The organism is endosymbiont of Ridgeia piscesae, assembly GCF_001443665.1.
Classification (GTDB): domain Bacteria; phylum Pseudomonadota; class Gammaproteobacteria; order Chromatiales; family Chromatiaceae; genus Endoriftia; species Endoriftia persephonae.
Genome location: NZ_KQ557130.1, coordinates 29467 through 49653, shown reverse-complemented (window position 1 = coordinate 49653; position 20187 = coordinate 29467). Strand labels below are relative to the sequence as shown.

General features: G+C 58.9%; 17 protein-coding genes, 1 tRNA gene and 3 pseudogenes. 11 read left to right on the top strand and 10 right to left on the bottom strand.

The window, feature by feature from the left end:
• Nucleotides 1–51 precede the first annotated feature (51 nt).
• The gene (locus Ga0074115_RS09145) at nt 52–558 is read left to right on the top strand and encodes a thioredoxin family protein (protein ID WP_057956307.1); all 507 of its coding nucleotides are present in this window, start codon (nt 52–54) and stop codon (nt 556–558) included.
• A 126-nt stretch (nt 559–684) separates the two neighbouring features.
• Nucleotides 685–1164, top strand: a complete 480-nt coding sequence (locus tag Ga0074115_RS09140; RefSeq protein WP_232433012.1) for a thioredoxin family protein — start codon at nt 685–687, stop codon at nt 1162–1164.
• Between the two features lie 14 nt (nt 1165–1178).
• Here the strand turns inward: Ga0074115_RS09140 and Ga0074115_RS09135 are convergent, their stop codons facing one another.
• Nucleotides 1179–2384, bottom strand: coding sequence for a class I SAM-dependent methyltransferase (locus tag Ga0074115_RS09135; protein ID WP_057956309.1), 1206 nt, complete (start codon nt 2382–2384; stop codon nt 1179–1181).
• A 62-nt stretch (nt 2385–2446) separates the two neighbouring features.
• Between Ga0074115_RS09135 and Ga0074115_RS09130 the strand changes: the two genes are divergently transcribed.
• Both Ga0074115_RS09130 and Ga0074115_RS15825 read left to right on the top strand, forming a co-directional pair.
• Nucleotides 2447–3202, top strand: coding sequence for a pteridine reductase (locus Ga0074115_RS09130; protein WP_057956310.1), 756 nt, complete (start codon nt 2447–2449; stop codon nt 3200–3202).
• A 232-nt stretch (nt 3203–3434) separates the two neighbouring features.
• Nucleotides 3435–4542 (top strand): annotated as a pseudogene (locus Ga0074115_RS15825) (IS3 family transposase).
• A 99-nt stretch (nt 4543–4641) separates the two neighbouring features.
• Here the strand turns inward: Ga0074115_RS15825 and Ga0074115_RS16770 are convergent.
• From Ga0074115_RS16770 to Ga0074115_RS09100, 5 genes and pseudogenes are all read right to left on the bottom strand, one after another.
• Nucleotides 4642–4799 (bottom strand): annotated as a pseudogene (locus Ga0074115_RS16770) (ATP-binding protein); the annotation flags it as partial.
• Nucleotides 4788–5105: pseudogene (locus tag Ga0074115_RS16765) on the bottom strand (Mu transposase domain-containing protein); the annotation flags it as partial. The pseudogenes Ga0074115_RS16765 and Ga0074115_RS16770, both read right to left, overlap by 12 nt.
• 214 nt (nt 5106–5319) lie before the next feature.
• Nucleotides 5320–5580: a hypothetical protein gene (locus Ga0074115_RS16270; protein WP_157292725.1), complete on the bottom strand. Its 261-nt coding sequence runs from the start codon at nt 5578–5580 to the stop codon at nt 5320–5322.
• A 265-nt stretch (nt 5581–5845) separates the two neighbouring features.
• Nucleotides 5846–5936, bottom strand: a tRNA-Ser gene (locus Ga0074115_RS09105).
• Between the two features lie 72 nt (nt 5937–6008).
• Nucleotides 6009–6479 carry an aminoacyl-tRNA deacylase gene (locus Ga0074115_RS09100; protein ID WP_057956312.1) on the bottom strand — a complete coding sequence of 157 codons (471 nt, stop codon included), beginning with the start codon at nt 6477–6479 and terminating at the stop codon, nt 6009–6011.
• Between the two features lie 79 nt (nt 6480–6558).
• Between Ga0074115_RS09100 and Ga0074115_RS09095 the strand changes: the two genes are divergently transcribed.
• On the top strand, nt 6559–7386 hold the full coding sequence (locus Ga0074115_RS09095; protein ID WP_057956313.1) for a class I SAM-dependent methyltransferase: 828 nt from the start codon (nt 6559–6561) through the stop codon (nt 7384–7386).
• Here the strand turns inward: Ga0074115_RS09095 and mobB are convergent.
• From mobB to Ga0074115_RS09075, 4 genes are all read right to left on the bottom strand, one after another.
• Nucleotides 7370–7906, bottom strand: a complete 537-nt coding sequence (mobB, locus tag Ga0074115_RS09090; RefSeq protein ID WP_057956314.1) for a molybdopterin-guanine dinucleotide biosynthesis protein MobB — start codon at nt 7904–7906, stop codon at nt 7370–7372. The two genes, Ga0074115_RS09095 and mobB, sit on opposite strands and share 17 nt — an antisense overlap.
• A 139-nt stretch (nt 7907–8045) precedes the next feature.
• A complete protein-coding gene (gene ppdK, locus Ga0074115_RS09085; protein ID WP_060528444.1) occupies nt 8046–10817 on the bottom strand; it encodes a pyruvate, phosphate dikinase in 2772 nt (923 codons plus the stop codon).
• Nucleotides 10818–11069: 252 nt separating this feature from the next.
• Entirely contained in the window at nt 11070–11843 is a 774-nt protein-coding gene (locus tag Ga0074115_RS09080; RefSeq protein ID WP_157292724.1) for a hypothetical protein, read from the bottom strand.
• A 17-nt stretch (nt 11844–11860) separates the two neighbouring features.
• Nucleotides 11861–12190 (bottom strand): hypothetical protein, encoded by a 330-nt coding sequence (locus tag Ga0074115_RS09075; protein WP_057956317.1) that lies wholly within the window; start codon nt 12188–12190, stop codon nt 11861–11863.
• 116 nt (nt 12191–12306) lie between these two features.
• Between Ga0074115_RS09075 and Ga0074115_RS09070 the strand changes: the two genes are divergently transcribed.
• The 6 genes from Ga0074115_RS09070 to Ga0074115_RS09050 are packed head-to-tail and all read left to right on the top strand — an operon-like array spanning nt 12307 to nt 19884.
• A complete protein-coding gene (locus tag Ga0074115_RS09070) occupies nt 12307–13785 on the top strand; it encodes a sigma-54-dependent transcriptional regulator (protein WP_087959756.1) in 1479 nt (492 codons plus the stop codon).
• Nucleotides 13754–15124: an ExeA family protein gene (locus tag Ga0074115_RS09065; protein WP_060528441.1), complete on the top strand. Its 1371-nt coding sequence runs from the start codon at nt 13754–13756 to the stop codon at nt 15122–15124. Before Ga0074115_RS09070 ends, Ga0074115_RS09065 begins: the two co-directional genes overlap by 32 nt.
• A gap of 11 nt (nt 15125–15135) precedes the next feature.
• The gene (locus Ga0074115_RS16760) at nt 15136–15867 is read left to right on the top strand and encodes a hypothetical protein (protein WP_232433011.1); all 732 of its coding nucleotides are present in this window, start codon (nt 15136–15138) and stop codon (nt 15865–15867) included.
• Nucleotides 15864–16778, top strand: coding sequence for a type II secretion system protein GspD (locus tag Ga0074115_RS16755; protein WP_232433010.1), 915 nt, complete (start codon nt 15864–15866; stop codon nt 16776–16778). The genes Ga0074115_RS16760 and Ga0074115_RS16755 overlap by 4 nt, the downstream gene beginning before the upstream one ends.
• On the top strand, nt 16775–18172 hold the full coding sequence (locus Ga0074115_RS09055; protein WP_060528440.1) for a tetratricopeptide repeat protein: 1398 nt from the start codon (nt 16775–16777) through the stop codon (nt 18170–18172). Before Ga0074115_RS16755 ends, Ga0074115_RS09055 begins: the two co-directional genes overlap by 4 nt.
• Nucleotides 18166–19884, top strand: a complete 1719-nt coding sequence (locus Ga0074115_RS09050; protein WP_057956827.1) for a GspE/PulE family protein — start codon at nt 18166–18168, stop codon at nt 19882–19884. Before Ga0074115_RS09055 ends, Ga0074115_RS09050 begins: the two co-directional genes overlap by 7 nt.
• The last annotated feature ends 303 nt before the right edge of the window (nt 19885–20187 follow it).

The following is a 20187-nucleotide window of genomic DNA, read 5'->3' as shown; positions in this document are numbered from 1 at the left end:
TATCATTTACTGATATACTGACTCAGCCATCAGACAGGGGGGGCTTGAACGTTGAAGCAACTGCGCATTCTCGTCGGACTTATCCTTATCACGCAAGTTCTTCCTGCCTTTGCCGGTTCGGAAGGCATTCCCGCCACAGAGGACTGGGCACAGGTTTCTGCTGAGGCACAAGCGGCCCAGTCTCCGATTATCTTGGTTTTCACAGCTGAAGCTTGTAGCTACTGCGAGCAGCTCACACATGATGTACTCATTCCGCTGCAGGCATCAGACGAGCAAAACAAGCCCATTATCAAGGCCTTCGACATCAGCACACGCAACAAAATCATCGATTTTGACGGCAGCAAGGTCCGGGGCCGCAATTTCATCTCCCGTTACACGGTCTTCGCCACACCGACCGTGGTTATCCTCGACTCACAGGGGAAACAGCTGGCGACCCCCATTGTTGGCTACAACTCGAAGGATGAATACCTGATCCTGCTGAACAACGCGATCGACTCATCCCGCACCGCAATGCAGGATATCGAGCTGCCGGAAAAAGTGCTCGCTGGTACTCAGTAACCGGCTTTCGGGCAGGCCCCGTGATTATTTCACAAGACAAACTGTCATATCAGCGATGCAGTGGGCACTCGACCACCGGTTTTGGCTATACTTCCGCTCTTGCTTTTCGACTTGATGGAGCGACTCGTGCGAAGATTGATCCTGGCTGTATTACTTAACCTCTCTCTACTGGCCGTCGCTCAGGCATCCCCCGACAAGGTGCATTCCACCATTGTTTTCACCGACAATCTGCAAAAGGATGCCGCCCTCTCCAAACGCCTAAATGCACCCATCCTGCTGGTGGTCTCCCAGGAGCACTGCCCTTTCTGTGATCTGTTGAAGCGGGAGGTGCTCAATCCGATGGCCCTGAGTGGCGACTATCGAGACAAGGTGGTGATGCGCGAGATCCTGATCGACCTGGGGGAGAGCCTGATCAACTTTGAGGGCAAGTCAGAGGATGCCGCCGAATTTGCTCATCGCTATGATGTCTACCTCACCCCAACCCTGCTGTTTCTCGACCCCCACGGCAATGAACTCAGCAAACGCATCGTTGGCGTCAACACAGTGGAGCTCTTCTACTTCTACCTGACCAGCGCCATCGACAGCGCCCGGGAGAAGATGCAATAACTGCCTCGGTTCGGCTACAGACGACCTCGCAGATCGAGTAGGCCGAACCCGCGCATTCGGTTCTTCATCTGCTTGGTAAAACCGATCACCTTGAACCGCTCTCCCATCTCCGACGGCAGGGTCAGTTTTTTCACTCCCTGAACCCGCGCCATGTGGGCAGCAATATCGTCGGGATCTGATCCGGCGAGCAGCTCGTCCAGACCACTTGCCATGAGAAAATGGGCCTGAGTAGTGTAGCCCGCCAACGCAAATCCGGCCTGCTCCGCCGCCTCCGCCACAGCCGTAAAGTCCACCTGCGCGGTGATATCCTGTAACCCAGGCCAACGATAGGGATCGGCGTGGGCGCGATGACGATAGTGACACATCAGGGTGCCTTCGCTGCGTTGTAGATGGTAATACTCACTGCGTGGATAGCCGTAGTCGATGAGCAACACTGCGCCCCGCTTGAATGCTCCGCCGAGGGCAGCAAACCAGGGGCCCAGTCGCAGATTCAGCTCCGACACATATCCACCGCTACCCACCGGCAGTCCCGCCAACCGTCGCTTGACCTGTTCGCTGAAGCCTGCTGTCTCGGGCCTGGCAAAGTGATCGCGAAATCCTTCCCCCTGCCAGACAACAAAGCCCTCCTCTATCCCCGCCTCTGAATGACGGAAACGGCTGGCAGGCATCGCGTCCAAGAGTTCGTTAGCCAGCACAAAGCCTTCAAATCGAGACGGCATCTGACTCAGCCAGCTCACCCGCTCCAGCAGCTGGGGCACCCGCTCCCGCAGGATTTGTTGCTGACGCTGCTGCAGCTCCGGGCTCAGCTCCAGGATCAGATAGCGGTTTGGCAATTGTCCCAACCGTTCCAGCTCTGCCAGTAGATCCACAGCCAAAACGCCGGAGCCTGCACCAAACTCCAGAATGTCGCCCTGTGGCAGCTCACCCAGCAGCTCTGCCGCCTGGTGTGCGATGCACTGGGCAAACAGGGGCGAGACCTCCGGTGCGGTAACAAAATCCCCTGCCTCACCAAACTTGCGACTGCCCGCCACATAGTAACCCAATCCTGGGGCATAGAGCGCCAGTTCCATAAAATGATCGAAGGAAATCCGCCCGCCTGCCGCCTCGATCTCATGACAAATCCTTGTCTGCAACTGCTCACTGAGTTCCAGCGCGGCAGGATCGGGAGGGGGCAGATCAGAGACCGGATCTCTTCTGGGGAGGCGAAATGAAGCGGACATGAATTCAGAATCCTAGAGCAATGCGATATGGTAGGTCCGACATTCAATCATGGAGCATTGGCATGACGCAAAATGGATCGTCCCTAGCAGGCAAAGCGGGACTGATCACCGGCGGCGTCCACCGCATCGGCGCGGCAATCGCCCGCCAGCTGCATGCCGAGGGGATGGACCTGATACTGCACTACCGCAGCTCCAGCGTCGCCGCCACCGAACTGCAGGCAACGTTGCAGGCACAACGCCCTAACTCGGTGCTGCTGCTACAGGCTGACCTGCACCAGACCGACCAGCTCGAAGGCCTGATCGAGCGAGCAGTTAAATTCCGCGGACACCTCGACCTGCTGGTCAACAATGCCTCAAGCTTCTATCCTACCCCATTGGAGAGCCTAAACCAGGCCGACTGGGATGACCTGATCGGCAGCAATCTAAAGGCCCCCCTATTCCTCTCCAAGGCGGCAGCGCCTTGGCTACGCGATCAGCGGGGCAACATCATCAATCTGGTCGACATCCATGCTGAGCGCCCCCTCAAAAACCATCCGATCTACTCCATCGCCAAGGCTGGCAACGCCATGCTGGTAAAGAGCCTGGCCCGGGAACTGGGTCCGGAGGTACGCGTCAACGGCATCGCCCCCGGCGCAATCCTCTGGCCTGAGCAGGATATGACAGACCAGGCCAAGTCAGAGATCCTGCAGCGAACCGCCCTGAAACGCCCCGGCCAACCAACCGACATTGCCCGCACACTACTGTTTCTCATCCGCGACGCCGACTATGTGACAGGTCAGATCATCGCAGTGGACGGAGGCCGCACCCTGCAGCAGTAAGGGGCTAGAAGTCACCAAAATCTTGCGCATTAAAAGCCAGATTATTGAATCCCTTGGGGTTCTATTCCCCGCAGCTTGCTGTGAATACGCGTGAATGAGCGAATATATTCACAAGAACCATAACGTAACGGTATTGATGTATCACTTGGTACTTCTGTAACCCTCCCCTAAAATCGGACCAGACATAACTGGAGGTTCTCCCCGATAATTGGCAAGAAGAGGAGAACCCCCCATGCGCAAATCACGATTCACCGAGCACCAGATCATCCACATCCTCAAGTCGGTGGAAGCGGGCCGGACGGTCAAGGAGGTGTGCCGGGAGCACAGTATTTCCGAGGCCACCTACTACAACTGGAAATAGAAGTACGGTGGCATGGAAGCCGCCGATATCCGCCGCCTCAAGGACTTGGAGGAAGAAAATCATCGCCTCAAGCAGATGTATGCCGACCTGAGCCTGGAAAACCGGGCCTTGAAGGACATCATCGAAAAAAAGCTCTGAGCCAGCAGAGAAACGCGAACTGGTGGATTACCTGGTGACCGCACACGGCCTGAGTATCCGACACAGCTGTCAGGCTTTGGGCCTCAGCCGCAGCGTATATCACTACCAGCCGGACACAACCCGGGATGAACCGGTCATCCAGACTCTGCTGGCCCTCGTGGAACGGTATCCACGATATGGTTTTCGCAAGCTGTTCGTGGTCCTGCGCCGGGAAGGCCATACCTGGAATCACAAGCGGGTACACCGGGTGTACTGTCAGCTGAAAATGAACCTGCGGTGAAAGGGCAAACAGCGCCTACCCAGCCGAAACCCGCAACCGCTGAGCGTGCCTGCGCAGATCAACCAATGCTGGTCAGCCGACTTCATGAGTGATGCCCTGTATTGCGGTCGTCGTTTTCGGACCTTCAATGTCGTGGATGACCACAACCGGGAAGTGCCGGGCATCGACATTGACTTGAATCTGCCGGCAGCGCGTGTGATCCGCACATTGGACCGGATTGCCGCCTGGCGAGGTTACCCGACCCGACTTTGCCTAGATAATGGTCCGGAACTGGTATCCGTAGCCTTGGCAGAGTGGGCGGAAACCCATAGCATCGAACTAGATTTCATCGAGCCAGGCAAACCCACGCAGAATTCTTACATCGAACGATTCAACCGGACTTATCGGAATGAAGTACTGGACTTTTACGTCTTTCGTACCCTGAACGAAGTCAGGGAGATCACGGATCGCTGGCTGAACGAATATAACGAATAGCATCCCCATGAATCACTGCGCGACCTCACGCCGATGGAATATCGGCAACGAACATATCCCGGAACCTCCAGTTTTGGGTGGTCCTAAAATGGGGAGGTTTACATGCATTCTTACTCCGCAGAGGTGGTATTCGCCAATTATGTGCAGGGTTTGGTAACCATCTATGGTTATGAATAAGACGATCCAAAATGGCATCAAGTTTGGCCAACCCCAGTCGTCTAGAATCAGCAGATCAGTCTTGACGAAGGCCGTCATCAGCTTGGGGAAGTGGCCTTCGCCGTGGCCAGGCTCAGTTTCTCAAACAGGCGGGGGGGGGGACGCAGGTATTGGGCGCCATAGCCCTTGGTCAATCGCATAATACCCTGACAAGAACGAAATCCTTGTTGGGGGTAATTACGTCGTTGCAGGATTTGTTGGATCACCCCGGCAGTGGGAGGTCCGGTTTTCTCTGCTCAACGGATCAGTCGTTGTGGCGTCCATTCGGCATATTCACGATGTGACTTGAGCATATGCTCGGCCACGATGGTGTGATGTCCCTTGGAAAACGAGCGGACATGACTGGCGACGCGCTCACCCTTGTGGAAACATTCCGCCGTGGTGGCAGTGAAGCGGGCATCCAGCTGTTTCTGGACCAATTGATGAGGGACCGAGTCGATCACTTGCTTCGGTGTTGGGGAGTCGTGCAGTCGAGCCATCGACGGCAAGCAATCGATAACCATGCCAGCGCCTTTGTCCTATCTGCTTTTCTGCACTCTCCAGCAGCGCTTCGTTGAGTCGTATGAACGATTCGTCATTCAGCTTACGCCTTACCTGACAGAAGGCAGATGCCGTGATCTGGGAGAGTGGCTTTCCGTCGCCAACGTCTCAAAAAACTAGTCCAGCTTGTAGCGTACCCTTTTTAAAGCTCAGCATTAATGGAATCAGGTACTCCAGCGGAAGGAATCGCTTCTGCATGAAATCCGTTCCGTTTTTCTGCGCTTCCCAGCGAAACCCATCAGAGCCAATAAGTGCTTTTATCGGCATATAGATATATATGCCGGAGACATGGTCATACGCAAGCGCATGTGGACTCAAATCCTGAGAAAAGCGAAGATCCGGTACCGCTACCCCTACCAGATGCAGCACACCTACATCTCGATGATGCTGATGGCGGAAGAGTCCCCCCAAATGGGCGGCTACACAGATAGGACGCACCGATTGGACCTTTAGTGCAAGAACCTACAGCCGGTTTATTCACGACAATGCGCCGGATGCGGGAGAGAAGGCGGTTGAGAGGTGGGAAATATTGGCAAAAAGCTGTCATTTCGGACGCCAAACCACACCAAATGACGCTAAAAATGTAGCAGCATTAGAGATTGATTTATTTATAAGTCAGTTAACTGATATTAATTGGCGGAGAGGGAGGGATTCGAACCCTCGGTACGCTATTAACGTACACACACTTTCCAGGCGTGCTCCTTCAGCCGCTCGGACACCTCTCCAGAAGGGAGCGCGAAGATTATACCAGTTTGGTGCGGTACGCAAATCCTATCGCGTCTTGTCAGGCTCAGGCTTTAGATGTGCTCGCTCACGTTGACCGGCTCCGCATCACCCAGCAGGCTTAAAAATTGCTGGCGGGAGACCCGGATCACCAGGCTATGGTCACCGGCTTCAAAATAGATCTCCGGCTGATCGGCAAGTGAACGATCCAGAAGGGTTTCGATGCCATAGGGCTGGCCGGAGGGCGGCACCGAGCCTGGTTCGCAGTCGGCAAACGCATCGCTCAGTTCATCCTCTTCAATCAGCTCCAGCTCACGACCGGTGAGGCGCTTCAGTCGCTCGAACTGCAGTCGGTGGGTAGCGGGGATCACCACCATTAGATAGCTCTGATCATCCCCCAGCAGCACACTTTTAGCCATCTTGTCGCCGGGCACGTGCATCGCCTCCGAGGTGCGCAGGGCTGAATCGGTTCGGCTATGTTCAATCACATCAAACTCGATACCCTTGTTTTGCAGGAACTCTTTGAATGTAATGGCAACTGACATAGTCTCCTCCTCTCCTTCGACACACCTGTTTTTAGTATAGTTTGGCTCTTTGGCGAATCACCCACGGACTGGATACGGCATGACACAGAAGAAAAAAAAACGACACCTGCAAGCAGATCAGATGGACCGACATCGGCTCTACGAGCTGTCGGTACAGTGTGCCGAATCGGAGATTGATTTTGTCGACGACACCTTCAAACGGCTGCGAGGTCACCGTGCCAAGCTGCTGCGGGAGGACTTCTGCGGCACCGCCAACGTCTGCTGTGAGTGGGTAAAACGGCGCAGTAGCAACCAGGCGATCGGCATCGACCTCGACCCTGAGGTGCTCGAGTGGGGGCGAAAACACCACATCAACGCGCTCAATCCGGCACAGGCAAAACGCATCGATCTACTGGAAAAAAACGTGCTCAAGGCAAAGACCACGCCGCCCGATATCATCTCCGCAATGAATTTCAGCTACTGGCTGTTCAAGGAGCGCAAGACGCTCAAGCGCTACTTCAAGCGGGTCCAGCAGCAGCTGGCTGAGGGCGGCATCCTCTTCATGGACGCCTATGGCGGCTACGACTCTTTCCGCGACATCATTGAGGAACGTGAGATAGAGGCGGAGGGCTTGCGCTTCAGCTACATCTGGGAGCAGGAGAAGTACGAGCCGATCAGCGGCAGCCTGATCTGCCACATCCACTTCGACTTCCCCGACGGCTCACGCATGGAGCGCGCCTTCAGCTACGACTGGCGCCTCTGGACCCTGGCGGAGATACGCGAACTGCTTGAGGAGGCAGGCTTCAGCCGCGTGACCTTCTACTGGCAGGGCTTCGATGAGGATGGCGAGGGCGACGGCGATTTTCAGCCAGTCGATGAAGGCGATGCCGACGCCGGCTGGATCTGCTATATCACGGCCGAGAAGTAACCGCGCCCACCACCTGCTCCAGAATAAACGCACAAATCGCCTCTGCATCGTTGAGATCGAACTGTGGCAGCGGTACCGACTGAGCCACCGGCCCATCACTGGCGAAGGCGATGATCGAATCGTCCTCGGTAAACAGCAGCAGCTTGTTCAGCGACGGCCGGTGCAGTTCGATCTTGGGAAAGGCGACGTGTCGGAACCCCTCCACCAGAATCAGATCAAGCTGGGCGCTGTCGAGCCGCTCGAGCATGGTTTGCAAGTCAGGATCCCCCTCCACCGGCTCCTCCACCATCAATGCCCAACGCTGCGCAGTGGCCAGCAACACCTGCCCCGCACCCGCCTTGCGCAGCTCGTAGCTGTCCTTGCCCGGCTTGTCCACATCGACCTTGTGGTGAGCGTGTTTGATCACGCCAACCCGCAACCCTTGCGCCTTCAGCAGCGGGATCAGTCGCGTCAACAGGGTGGTTTTTCCGGTGCCGCTGTAGGCGGCAAATCCGAGCAGGGGAACGGAGGCATGGATCATTGTTGTGCCTTGTCGAGTTGCCAGAGAGGCGCAGAGTTTACGGGAAAACAGGGCGATCTATTACCAGCCCAGGGTAGGAGCAGCGCACCGACAGCGCGAATCTAATCTTTCGCACCGTCAGTGGCGCTCCAACAGGTGATCAGCTCTTCACCGCATTCAGCGCTGCATGAGCCGCTGCCAGACGCGCTACCGGTACCCGCGGTGCAGAGCAGGAGACATAGTTGAGTCCGGCCTGGTGGCAGAAGGCGATCGACTGGGGGTGACCACCATGTTCACCGCAGATGCCCACTGAGAGTTCCGGCTTGACACCACGCCCCCACTCCACCGCCAGCTGCATCAGTTTGCCCACACCCTTGGCATCCAACACCTCGAAGGGGTTGTCCTGCAGGATGCCGGCCTGGTTGTACATCGGCAGGAACTTGTTCTCCGCATCCTCGCGGGAAAAGGAGAAGGTGGCCTGGGTCAGATCGTTGGTGCCAAACGAGAAGAACTCCGCCTCCTCGGCCAAGGACTCGGCACGCATGCAGGCGCGCACCACCTCAATCATTGTGCCGAAACGGCAGTTCAGGCGCTGGCCGCTCTTCTGTTCCACATCACTGCGAATCTCATCCATGTAGCTGCGTACCCGCTTCAGTTCCTCCGCGGTGCAGACCTGGGGCACCATCATCTGCGGATGCACCTCGATGCCGATCGCTGCACACTCCGCCTCCGCCTCGAGGGTGGCGCGGATCTGCATCTTGTAGATCTCAGGAAAGGTGATGCCAAGACGCACGCCACGATGGCCGAGCATCGGGTTCACCTCGGTAAGCGCACGCACCTTTTTCAGCATCAGAGTCTTCTTCTCGATCGCCTGCTCGACCAGCTCCAGGTCGACGATATGGCGCATCGAATCGGCCTCGCTCTTCGCCGCGGAGGGATCGTGCAGCAGGATCATCGAACCAGCCAACATCTCCATCCCAAGCACCGAACGGCGCAGGTGACTGAGCTGCTCCAGATCACTTTGCAGCTGACGTTCAGTCGGCAGAAATTCGTGGATTGGCGGATCGAGCAGGCGGATGGTCACCGGCAGCGGCGACATCACCTCGAACAGCCCCTTGAAGTCGGCGCGCTGCATCGGCAGCAGCTTATCGAGCGCCGCCTGGCGCTGTGCCTGGTCCTCGGCGACGATCATCTCGATTACCACCGGCAGCCGCTCCACCGCATTGAACATCCGCTCGGTGCGGCACAGGCCGATCCCCTTGGCACCATATTTGAGCGCCCGGGCCGCATCGTTCGGGGTGTCGGCATTCGCCATCACCCGCAGATAGGCGACCTCGTCAGCCCACTGCAGCAGCCGGTTGAGCTCCGCCGAGAAGTCGGGCTCGACCATCGGGATCTCCCCAAGAAAGACGTTGCCGGTGCTGCCGTCGATAGTGAGCATGTCACCCTCGCGAATCACCCTACCGCCCACATAGGCCTCGCGCCGCTGCACATCCACATGGATCCCTTCGGCGCCGGCCACACAGGGCTTGCCCATACCGCGCGCCACCACCGCTGCGTGGGAGGTCTTGCCACCACGGCTGGTAAGTATGCCCTGAGCAGCGAAGAAACCGTGGATATCCTCCGGCTTGGTCTCCTCCCGCAGCAAGATAACCTTCTGCCCCTGATCCTTGCCCTGGATCTCGGCCCGGTCGGCGTCAAACACGGCAAAGCCGGAGGCGGCACCCGGTGAGGCGGGCAATCCCTGGGCAATCGGCTCCACCCGTGCCTTGGGGTCGAGTCGCGGGTAGAGCATCTGCTCCAGATGGGCCGGGGCGATGCGCAGCAGCGCCTCCTCCTTGGAGAGCAGCCCCTCCTGCACCATCTCCACCGAAGTGCGTACCATCGCGATGGCATTCATCTTACCGTTGCGGGTCTGCAGACAGTAGAGAGTGCCACGTTCGATGGTGAACTCGAAGTCCTGCACCTCCTTGTAGTGGCTCTCCAGCTTGTCGCGCAGCTCAGCCAGTTGGCGGGCCATCTCCGGCATCTCGTCGGCCAATTTGTCGATGGGCTTGGGAGTGCGGATGCCAGCCACCACATCCTCACCCTGGGCATTGATCAGATACTCACCGAACAGCTTGTTCTCACCAGTACCGGGGTTGCGGGTGAAGGCGACGCCGGTGGCGGAGTCATCGCCGCGGTTGCCAAAGACCATGGTGCAGACGTTGACTGCGGTGCCGTTGGCCATCTCCGGGGTGATGTTGAACTCGCGACGATAATCCACTGCCCGCTTACCCATCCAGGAACCGAACACCGCCTTGATGGCGATCTCCAGCTGATCGTAGAGGTCTTCAGGGAAGGCCCGGCCGGTGTGCTCCTCGAAGACCCGCAGAAAGCGTTCGCTGATCTCCTTCAGGTCATCTGCGGAGAGCCCCACATCGGCGGTCACATGGGCCTTCTGCTTGACGGCATCAAACTCCGCATCGAATAGTTCGTCGGGCACATTCAGCGCCACTTTGCCGAACAGCTGGATGAAACGTCGGTAGGCGTCGTAACCGAAGCGGGCATCGCCAGTTTGCTCGAACACACCCTGCAAGGTGTCGGCATTCAGCCCCAGGTTGAGGATGGTGTCCATCATGCCCGGCATCGACATCGCCGAGCCGGAGCGCACCGACACCAGCAGCGGATTCTGTGCGTCCCCAAAGCCTTTTCCAGTGGCCTGCTCAACCGCCGCCATCTGCTCGCGCACCTGCGTCATCACCCCTTCCGGCAGACCGCGACTGGTCTCTTCCAGATATTTGAGGCAGGTCTCGGTAGTAATCACAAAACCAGGCGGCACGTTGATCCCAAACTGGGTCATCTCGCAGAGGTTGGCCCCCTTGCCACCCAGCAGATGTTTGTTCTTTCCATCGCCATCCTGAAACGCATAGACGTGCCGTTTACCACTCATCTTTTCACTTCCTCATGTTAGAGACAAAAGCCGTTTTCGGCTTTGCAGGGTCGGACCATCTCGAATAATAGACCCTTATGCTGACTGCACCATGACTTGCGGCAGGTGGATTGAATCGTGGCGATATGGATAGGCGACGAGAAGAAGAAGCTGCACCGCTGGAGCAGGGTACTTTCAGACAGGATAAGGTAGAGACGAGCAGACCTCATCAAGGCATGAGGGCCGCTCGCCTTGCCGAAGCAAGTGGCGGATTCAGGACGGACTGTGACCGATGCCAGGCCGCTGCTGGCGCACGGCACTCCACACCATACCGACCATGCCCAACAACATCAGAGAGAGTGATGAAGGTTCAGCGACATAGGCAAGCTCTGCGTTCCTGAAATAGAGATCCACCGTCCCATCCGGATCGGGATCCCCCGCCGTTCCCACATAGGTGTATATCGAGAGGGTATAGAGATGGCTATCCTCTAACCCAAAATTATCGCCCCCCAACCAAACCGGCGAGCCCCCACCCCAGTCGTGGAGAACGACCTCGTAGTCAACATAGGGCATAAAGCGAGCCAGTTGGCTGCCAATCTCCAGCCAGGCCCCCTCGCCGATGACCCGAAATGTCCACTCCAGCTCAATCGTCCCCTCGGCCCACCAGTCGTAGTAACCATTCACGGCCTCCAGATAGGGATCCTGGTTATAGCCGTAGAGCCCCTGATCAAAGGTCATATAGATGGTTGGATCAGTATCATCAGGACCCAATGTGATGGTCGTCCGGGAGTTGCCATCCGCCCCCAACCTCGAAGGCCCAGGGACAGACCCGGCAGGGGTATCAGGAAAGCGGTATTCCACCCCGTCATGGAACATTGGATCGGTATAGTAGTATTCCGTCCAGGAGCCGAGCTGAAACTGCTGACCCCAGCCCCCTGGCGACGCAGGCATGTCATACAGTGAACCGCTGTAGCGATCCTGGTCCTCTGCAATCAGATCGGCCCGATACCCATTCACCTGATAATAGATCCGGGAGTGAGTCTCCATCTCGAATCGATCCTTAATCACCTCAATCCGCGCCGCTCTGGCCTGGGGCAGGTAAAAAAGCGCCCCACAAAGCGCAACGATCGAAAAAAACTGATCTTGGTGCTCACACCATAATTACTCCCTCTCTCCATTGATCTCTCCTCCCTGCATCCCATCGCTGGCTCAATAGAGCCCGATATTTTTCCCACCTCACAGGCGCATTCAAACTGAGAAAACAGCGCCATCACCGCAAATACCACACTCATTCTCAGTTTAATATAATCTTCTGTGAGGTCAATCACAAAGACAGCACCATTACCTCCTTGCACAAAACCCGTCTCAATAACCTCGAAACGCCACCAGATCACCCGTCAGCACCCCTTTACCGTCTCAAGAAATTAAAGTCATACGACACACTTGCCGATAGAACCACCAGTACGGTTTATCCGGGCACACTGCTTCCCCATTCAATCGACAGCGACTTATGGCGACACAACAGACGATGCCAACCGACTCCGCCAACCAGGCCCCCAGATCACGGCCCGCCCTGTTACTGGTGGATGATGACCCCGCGATCGCGGAGGCGCTCGGCTTTATGCTGCGCAAGGAGTACCAGGTGCATCTAGCATCGAACCGGGCCGAGGTTACCCGGCTGCTCAGCCAGCACCCGGCAAACCTGAAACTGGCACTGGTCGATCTGGGGCTGCCGCCAACCCCCCACCGACCGGATCAGGGGTTTGCCATCATCGGCGACCTGCTGCAATTCGACGCCAACATCCGCATCCTGATCCTCTCTGGCCAATCCCAGGAGGACAACATCCGCCACGCCTTCAGCCTCGGTGCAGCGGATTTCTTTCCCAAACCCTGTGAGCCGCAGCTGCTGAAGGCCGGCCTCAAACGCCAGCTGATTCTCGCCGAGCTCGAAACCCATTCACCAACTAGCGGCATGGCACACGGCCTGATCGGCACCAGCGAGGCGATGCAGGGCCTGCGCGGGCAGATCGCCCAGTTCGCCCCGAGCGAATTCCCGGTACTGATCTCCGGCGAATCGGGGACCGGCAAAGAGCTGGTGGCACGCGCCCTGCACCAGGCCGCTGAGCGGCGTGAGCAACCCTACCTGGCACTCAACTGCGCCGCCTTCTCCCCTGACCTGCTGGAGGCTCAGCTGTTCGGACACGCCAGGGGCGCCTTCACCGGTGCGCAGCAGGGCAAGAAGGGCTTCTTCGAGGAGGCCGGAAGCGGCACCCTGTTCCTCGATGAAATCGGCGAAATGCCACTCAGCCTGCAGGCCAAATTGCTACGAGTACTTGAGGATGGCGAATACTACCGGATCGGCGAGACTAGCCCGCGCCACTCCCAGGCCCGCATCATCGCCGCCAGCAACCGCAATCTGAAACAGGCAGTTGAGCGGGATCGCTTCCGCGCCGATCTCTACCACCGTCTCTGCGTACTCACTATCGAGGTGCCACCATTGCGTCAGCGCAGCGACGACCGCAACGAGCTGCTGGTTCACTTCATCAACAAATTCGCAGACTCGATCCACTCTTTCCGTCTCTCGGCCGAAGCACAGGCGCTGTGGCGCAGCTACCCTTTCCCCGGCAACGTGCGCGAACTACGCAACATTGTTATCCGACTCGGCACCAAACACCCGGATGGGCTGGTGGGGGCAACTGCACTGCGCCAAGAGATCGACCCACAAGGCACTCCATCGATCGAGTCAGCGGCGATAGATCACCAGGATGCCCCAACTAGCCTGCTTCAGCGCGAAGGATTTGAACTCGACCGATATCTAAACCAGCTGGAACAGCACTATATCCAGGCCGCCCTGGAGATGGCCGGCGGCAGCCTCAGCAAGGCTGCGCGGCTGCTGCATATCAACCGCACCACCCTCTACAGCAAGGTCAAAAAGCTTGAAAAAGCGGAGCAGGCCCATGTACCTGAAACAGTTCGGCCTCACTCGTAAGCCCTTCGCCATCACCCCCGATACCCGCCGCTTCTTCAGTGGCGCCAGCCGCGGCGCGGTGCTCGACGCCCTGCTCTATGCCATCACCAACGGTGAAGGCATCGTCAAACTGGTCGGTGAAGTCGGCAGCGGCAAGACCATGCTCAGCCGCATGCTCGGCGAACGCCTACCCGCCTCTGTCGACCTGGTCTACATCGCCAACCCCAGCCTCACCGCCGACGACATCCTGCGGGCAATCGCCATCGAACTGGGTTTCGATATTGCGCAGGACGCCCGACGCTTCGAAGTCATGCAGCAGCTGCAGAGCCGCCTGATCCAGCACCACGCCGAGCAACGCCAAGTGGTGGTCTTCATCGACGAGGCCCAGGCAATGCCGCTACAGACCCTGGAGCAGATCCGCCTGCTCAGCAACCTGGAGACCCGCGACCACAAACTGCTGCAGATGGTGCTGTTCGGCCAACCCGAACTCGACCGCAAGCTGGCCGACCCAGAGATCCGCCAGCTCAGAGAGCGCATCACCTACAGCCTCGAACTACCCCCCCTAAGCAGCGGGGATGTGCATGCCTATCTTAACTTTCGTCTCCAGCAGTCGGGCTATCAGGGAGTAGAGCTCTTCTCCCGCTCGCTGGCTCGAAGGGTGCGCCGCTACAGCCAGGGACTGATCCGTCGGATCAACATCATCGCCGACAAAAGTCTGCTGGCCGCCTACTCCGAAGGCAGCTCCCAGCTGCGCCGCCGTCACATCCGACTCGCCGCACAGGAGTCGGGGCTACTGCATAGCACGCCGCGCTGGCTCTATGCCGCCGCCAGTCTGCTGCTCGGGCTGACTGGCCTAACCCTCTCCCAGGCAGAACGAGTACCACATCCTGCCGCTCAGCCACCCTCCCCGATTGTCGCCGCGACACCATCGGAACAGAGCGTCTCAGTCGCACCAGAGCCGGCAGGCACCACACTCACAGAAGCTGCCCTTCCGGCGACATCAAAGAGATCCGGAGACAGCGACGAATTAATCAACCGCCGACTGCGGGCCACCCGCCAGCTGCTCACCGACGACAGCGCCGGGGGCTACAGCATCCAGCTACTTACCACTCAGCAGAAGCCGGTCTATCTGAAAAACTTTTTCGCCAAGCACGGCGAGCAACTCGATCCTGAGCAAGTCTTTATCTACCCCCTGCACTCCAAAGGAAGCGACTATTTCATCGTGCTCTATGGCCACTATGCCGACCCCAAACTGGCTGACAGCGCACTCAATGCACTGCCAACGGCCCTCACCGAGGGCCGACCTTACATACGCTCGCTGCGCCGTATGCGCGACGAAGCGCAACCCTGGCAGGGATAAGGAGAGTCTCAGTGCAAACCACTGATCTGACACCGAAACCACAGCATGCAGGCATCCTCCTGGCGGTCTGCCTGCTACTGGTAGGCTGCGGCCCGACTCGGGCACCGACCCCATCCACTGGACACCTGCTGCCGAAACCAACACCAGCCCAGCCGGGCGCGGCGATCCCACCGCCGGTCACCCGCCCGGCACTGCTGCCAGAACCCCGCGCAGAGGCGCCACTGGAGAGCTACACCGTGGTGGTCAGCGACGTGCCCCTGCGCGAGCTGCTGTTCACCCTGGCGCGGGATGCTGGTCTTAACCTCGACATCGACAACAACATCACCGGCAACATCACCCTCAACGCGGTTGACCAGACCCTACCGCGCATCCTCGACCGCATCACCCACCTCAGCGCGGTGCGCTATGAGATAGACGATGATGTGCTGCGGGTGATGCAAGACACTCCCTTCCTGCGCAGCTATATCGTTGACTATGTCAACCTGTCGCGTCAGAGCAGCAACGTTATCCAGATCTCCACCAAGGTGGCCAGCAAGGTAGCCGGGGGCGAGGGCGGCGAAGGCGAAGGCAATACCTCCAACACCCAGCTCAAGGGAGAGGTGAGCAATCGATTCTGGCAGAGCCTGTTCGTCAACCTCACCGCCATCATCGGAGATAAAAATCCATCCGGCGGCAGCGGTAGCGAATCCGGGGCGTCAGCCTCGGCTCGCCCAACATCATCATCAACGCTGAAACCGGCATGATTGCGGTGCGCACAACCGCCAAGAAGCACCAGGAGATCGAGCGCTTCCTGACCCAGGTACTCGATAGCGCCAGACGACAGGTGCTGATTGAGGTCACCATCGCCGAGGTGGTACTGAGCGACCACTTCCAGGCCGGCGTCGACTGGAGCCTGATCGGCAGCGACATCGGCATCAACTCAGCGATGATCGGTCAGAACCTGCTGCAGGCGCCACTCGCCAGCCTCACTCTCAGCGGCAATATCAATGGTGACCCGTTAAACCTCACCCTCAAGGCGCTAGAAAACTTCGGCAAGGTCAAAGTGCTCTCCAGCCCCAAGATCATGACCCTCAACAACCAGCCGGCGGTGCTGCGCGTCACTGACCAGCGGGTCTACATGATCACCGATGTGGAGGTGGAGGAGGACCAGGAGACCAAGACCAAGACCCGCACCTTCGAAACCACGGTCAACACTGTGCCAGAGGGGCTGGTGCTCACTGTCACCCCCTATGTGGATCAGTTCGACACCGTGATGCTCAACATCCGTCCCACCATCTCGCGCATTCTGGGTTTCGTCGAGATGCGCAACCAGGAGCTGGACGAGGCCAACGTGATCAACCGTGTGCCAGAGATCCAGTTGCGCGAGATGGAGACAGTGCTGCGTGTCAGTAGCGGCGATTCGGCGATCATCGGCGGGTTGATGCAGGACGCCATCGACAACTCACAGAACAGCCTGCCCGGTGTCACATCGATACCACTGCTGGGGGATCTCTTCTCCTACCACGACAAACAGGTCTCAAAGACCGAACTGGTCGTCTTCATCCGCCCCACAGTGATCCACAAGGCGAGCCTGCAGGCCGACCTAAAACCCTTCAGGACGATGACCCCAGACCTACTGCCGGCTGCCGACCGTGAACCGGGTGAAGCCCTATGAGTCTGTTGCTCGACGCGCTCAACAAGGCCTCCGAAGAGAACTCCCAGAGCACCAGAAAGCTCGTCGATGCGCCCCATGCGGTGCCCAAATCCGAGCCACTGGTGCTGGATCTAGAGCCTACCGAGCAGACTCAGCCCCCGCCAGCCGCTCCCCCCGAAGACGACCTTGCTAACGCCCTTGCCGATCGGCTCGACCATGGCAGCGATGAGCTGATACTGCCCCAACCGCCAGAGATCGACATCGAGTCTGAAGAGAACAAGCAGATCGAGCCCCCCGAAACCAGGCCCGCTGATGAGGCGCCGGCCGAAAAAAAGGAGACCACCGAACCACTCGATCCGCAAAGCCTGCAGCAGTTGATGCAGGGCTGCCGGCGCAATCGCCAGCATCGCCATCTCTGGCTGATACTCATCGCGATGCTGGTGATTGGCTTGCAGATAGCCGCAGGCTACTGGTACTACCTGCAGCAGTCGCTGATTAGCAACGAGGTTCAAACCTTCTCCCCCACGCTGACCGAACCTCTCCAGGATAATCCCCTGAGCAGCGCCGCGCTCACCCCCCCCCTTGCCGACGAACCGGCAACTAGCTCCAGCCAGGAGAGCCACCCGCTGTCCACCGGCACCCTCAGAAGCGATACCAACAAAAACCTGGTGAAACCAACCAATCTCATCGGCAGCAGCAGCCCCGAGAGCACCACACCCCAACCCAACAAGACCAGCCCCGCTCCACCCGCCATCCAACAGAAAATAGAGGAGGATCCGGGGTTTGGTCTGCCCAGCCGCATCATCATCAAACGCACTCAGCGACGCACAGCACACCGCTCACCGGCAGCTTCCGCCTACCAGGCTCTACAGCAGGGCCGAACAAAACAGGCCGAGAGACTCTACCGCAAGCTGCTGCAGAAAGAGCCGCACAACCGCGATGCCCTGCTCGGACTGGCCGCACTAGCCCTGCAGTGGGGAGACCTGGAGAGCGCCGAGGCCCACTACCAGCAGCTGCTGCGCCACGATCCCCACGACGCCGATGTGCTAGCCGCACTGGCCCTGCTGGAACCACGCAGCAGAGACCCTGGCCTGGAGCTACGTCTGCGCCGGCTCGCTGAACAGCAGCCCGACAACCCGCGCCTGCACTTTGCCCTGGCCAGCCGTTACGCCGCCCGGCAGGAGTGGCGGCGCGCCCAGCAGGCCTATTTCGACGCCTGGAGCCGCAGCCGCAACAACCCCGACTATGCTTTCAATCTCGCGGTCGCCCTCGATCATTTGGGAAAAATAACCCACGCAGCCAACTACTACCGCAAGGCACTCGAACTGGCACGCAGCCGACCGGCCAGTTTCACCAACGCCGCCGCACAACAGCGTCTGACACAGATCGATCCGGCAGGAGTGCTGCCATGGTAACGGCCGCCAACCAGCCGAAAAAACAGGCCAAGCCTCTCGGCATCCAGCTGGTCGAACAGGGGCTGGTGACCACCGATCAGGTGGAGATCGCACTCAAGGAGCAAAAACACCGCGGCGAGCCTCTCGGACAGATCCTGATCTCCCTCGGCTTCATCTCCGAGGCGGTGCTCACCGAAGTGATCGGAGAGATCTTTGGCGAGCGCAGTGTCGATCTCTCGAGCATCATCCCCGACGCCGAGGCGCTGGCGCTGATCGACCGCGAGACCGCGCTGCGCAACCGGGTGCTGCCGATCACTCTGGACCAGGAGAGCGGCACACTCACCCTGGCGATGGAGGACCCCAACAATCTGGTGGTGCTCGATCGGCTGCGGGTACAGACCCCCCGTCAGCTGCGCATCACCCCGATGATCGCCGGCAAGCGCGAGATACTGCTCGCCATCGACCATTTCTACGGCCACGAGCTGTCGGTGGATGGCATCCTACGCGAGATCGAGACCGGCACGGTGGACTACGAGGCACTGGCCGAGGAGGCGCAGGAGTATGAACACCCGTTGGTGCGGCTGGTGGATGCGATCATCGCCGACGCGGTGAAACGCGGGGCCTCAGACATCCACTTCAACCCGGAAGAGAAGTTCCTGCGGCTACGCTACCGTATCGACGGCGTGCTGCACCAGATCCGCAGCCTGCACAAGGATTTCTGGTCACCGATCAGCGTGCGCCTGAAGGTGATATCGGGGATGAACATCGCTGAGACCCGCGCCCCTCAGGACGGCCGCATCTCGATGACCATCCGTGGCCACCGCATCGACTTCCGGGTCTCCGCCCAGCCCACCACCCACGGCGAAAACTTTGTGCTACGTATCCTCGACCGGGCCAAGGGCATAGTACCGCTGGACAGGCTCGGCTTGCGCCACGATAGCCACACCGCGCTAAAACTGATGATGGCCCGCCCGGAGGGGATCATCCTGGTCACCGGCCCCACCGGTTCGGGCAAGACCACCACCCTCTACTCGATGCTCAATCATCTCAACTCCCCGGAGGTCAACATCATGACCCTGGAAGATCCGGTGGAGTACCCGATCAGCATGATCCGCCAGACCTCGGTCAACGAGGTGGCGCGGATGGACTTCGCCTCCGGCATCCGTTCGCTGATGCGCCAGGACCCAGACATCATCCTGGTCGGCGAGATCCGCGACCAGGACACCGCCGAGATGGCGTTCAGGGCCGCGATGACCGGCCACCAGGTCTACTCCACCCTGCACACCAACTCCGCCGCCCGCTCGATCCCACGCCTGCTCGACATCGGTGTCACCCCCCAGGTAATGACGGGCAACATGATCGGTATCGTCGCCCAGCGGCTGATCCGGCGCCTCTGCGACCATTGCAAAGAGGGTTACCAACCCAGCGAGATAGAGCAGCGACTGCTCGGCATCAGCAGCGATAAGGCGGTGCAGATCCACCGCGCCACGGGCTGCAACAAGTGCAACAACACCGGCTACAAGGGACGCCTGGCACTGATGGAGGTACTGCGCTTCGACGATGGAATCGATGACTTGGTCGCAGCCAGCGCCTCCTACCGTGAGGTGGAGCGCTACGCCATCGGTCACGGCTTTATTCCCCTGGCCGAGGACGGTATCCGCCGTGTTCTCGAAGGCGTCACCAGCCTCGACGAACTGTCTCGCGTTGCCGACCTCACCAAGTGGCTGGAGTGAGCCCGCCTTATGCACGGTGGCGGCCAGAACCAGAGAAAACATTATGAACACTGGAGAAAATACGACTCTACATTGCCTCATCCAAGGTGTGAGCGGTTCTGGCCTATCACGGTTCTGGCTTGTTCTGGCACGCCTGGGCTTGCTGTTATTCCGCCCATCCCTGGGCTCCACCCTTCGCGCCAGCCTGCGGCTATTCAAATCTGCTACCAGCAGATTTGTCACTCAATCCATAGCTGCTGCTATGGATTTCACTCCAGAGCAGCGCTCAGCCGCACCAGCCCGGTGCCAGAAGCCGCGATCCAC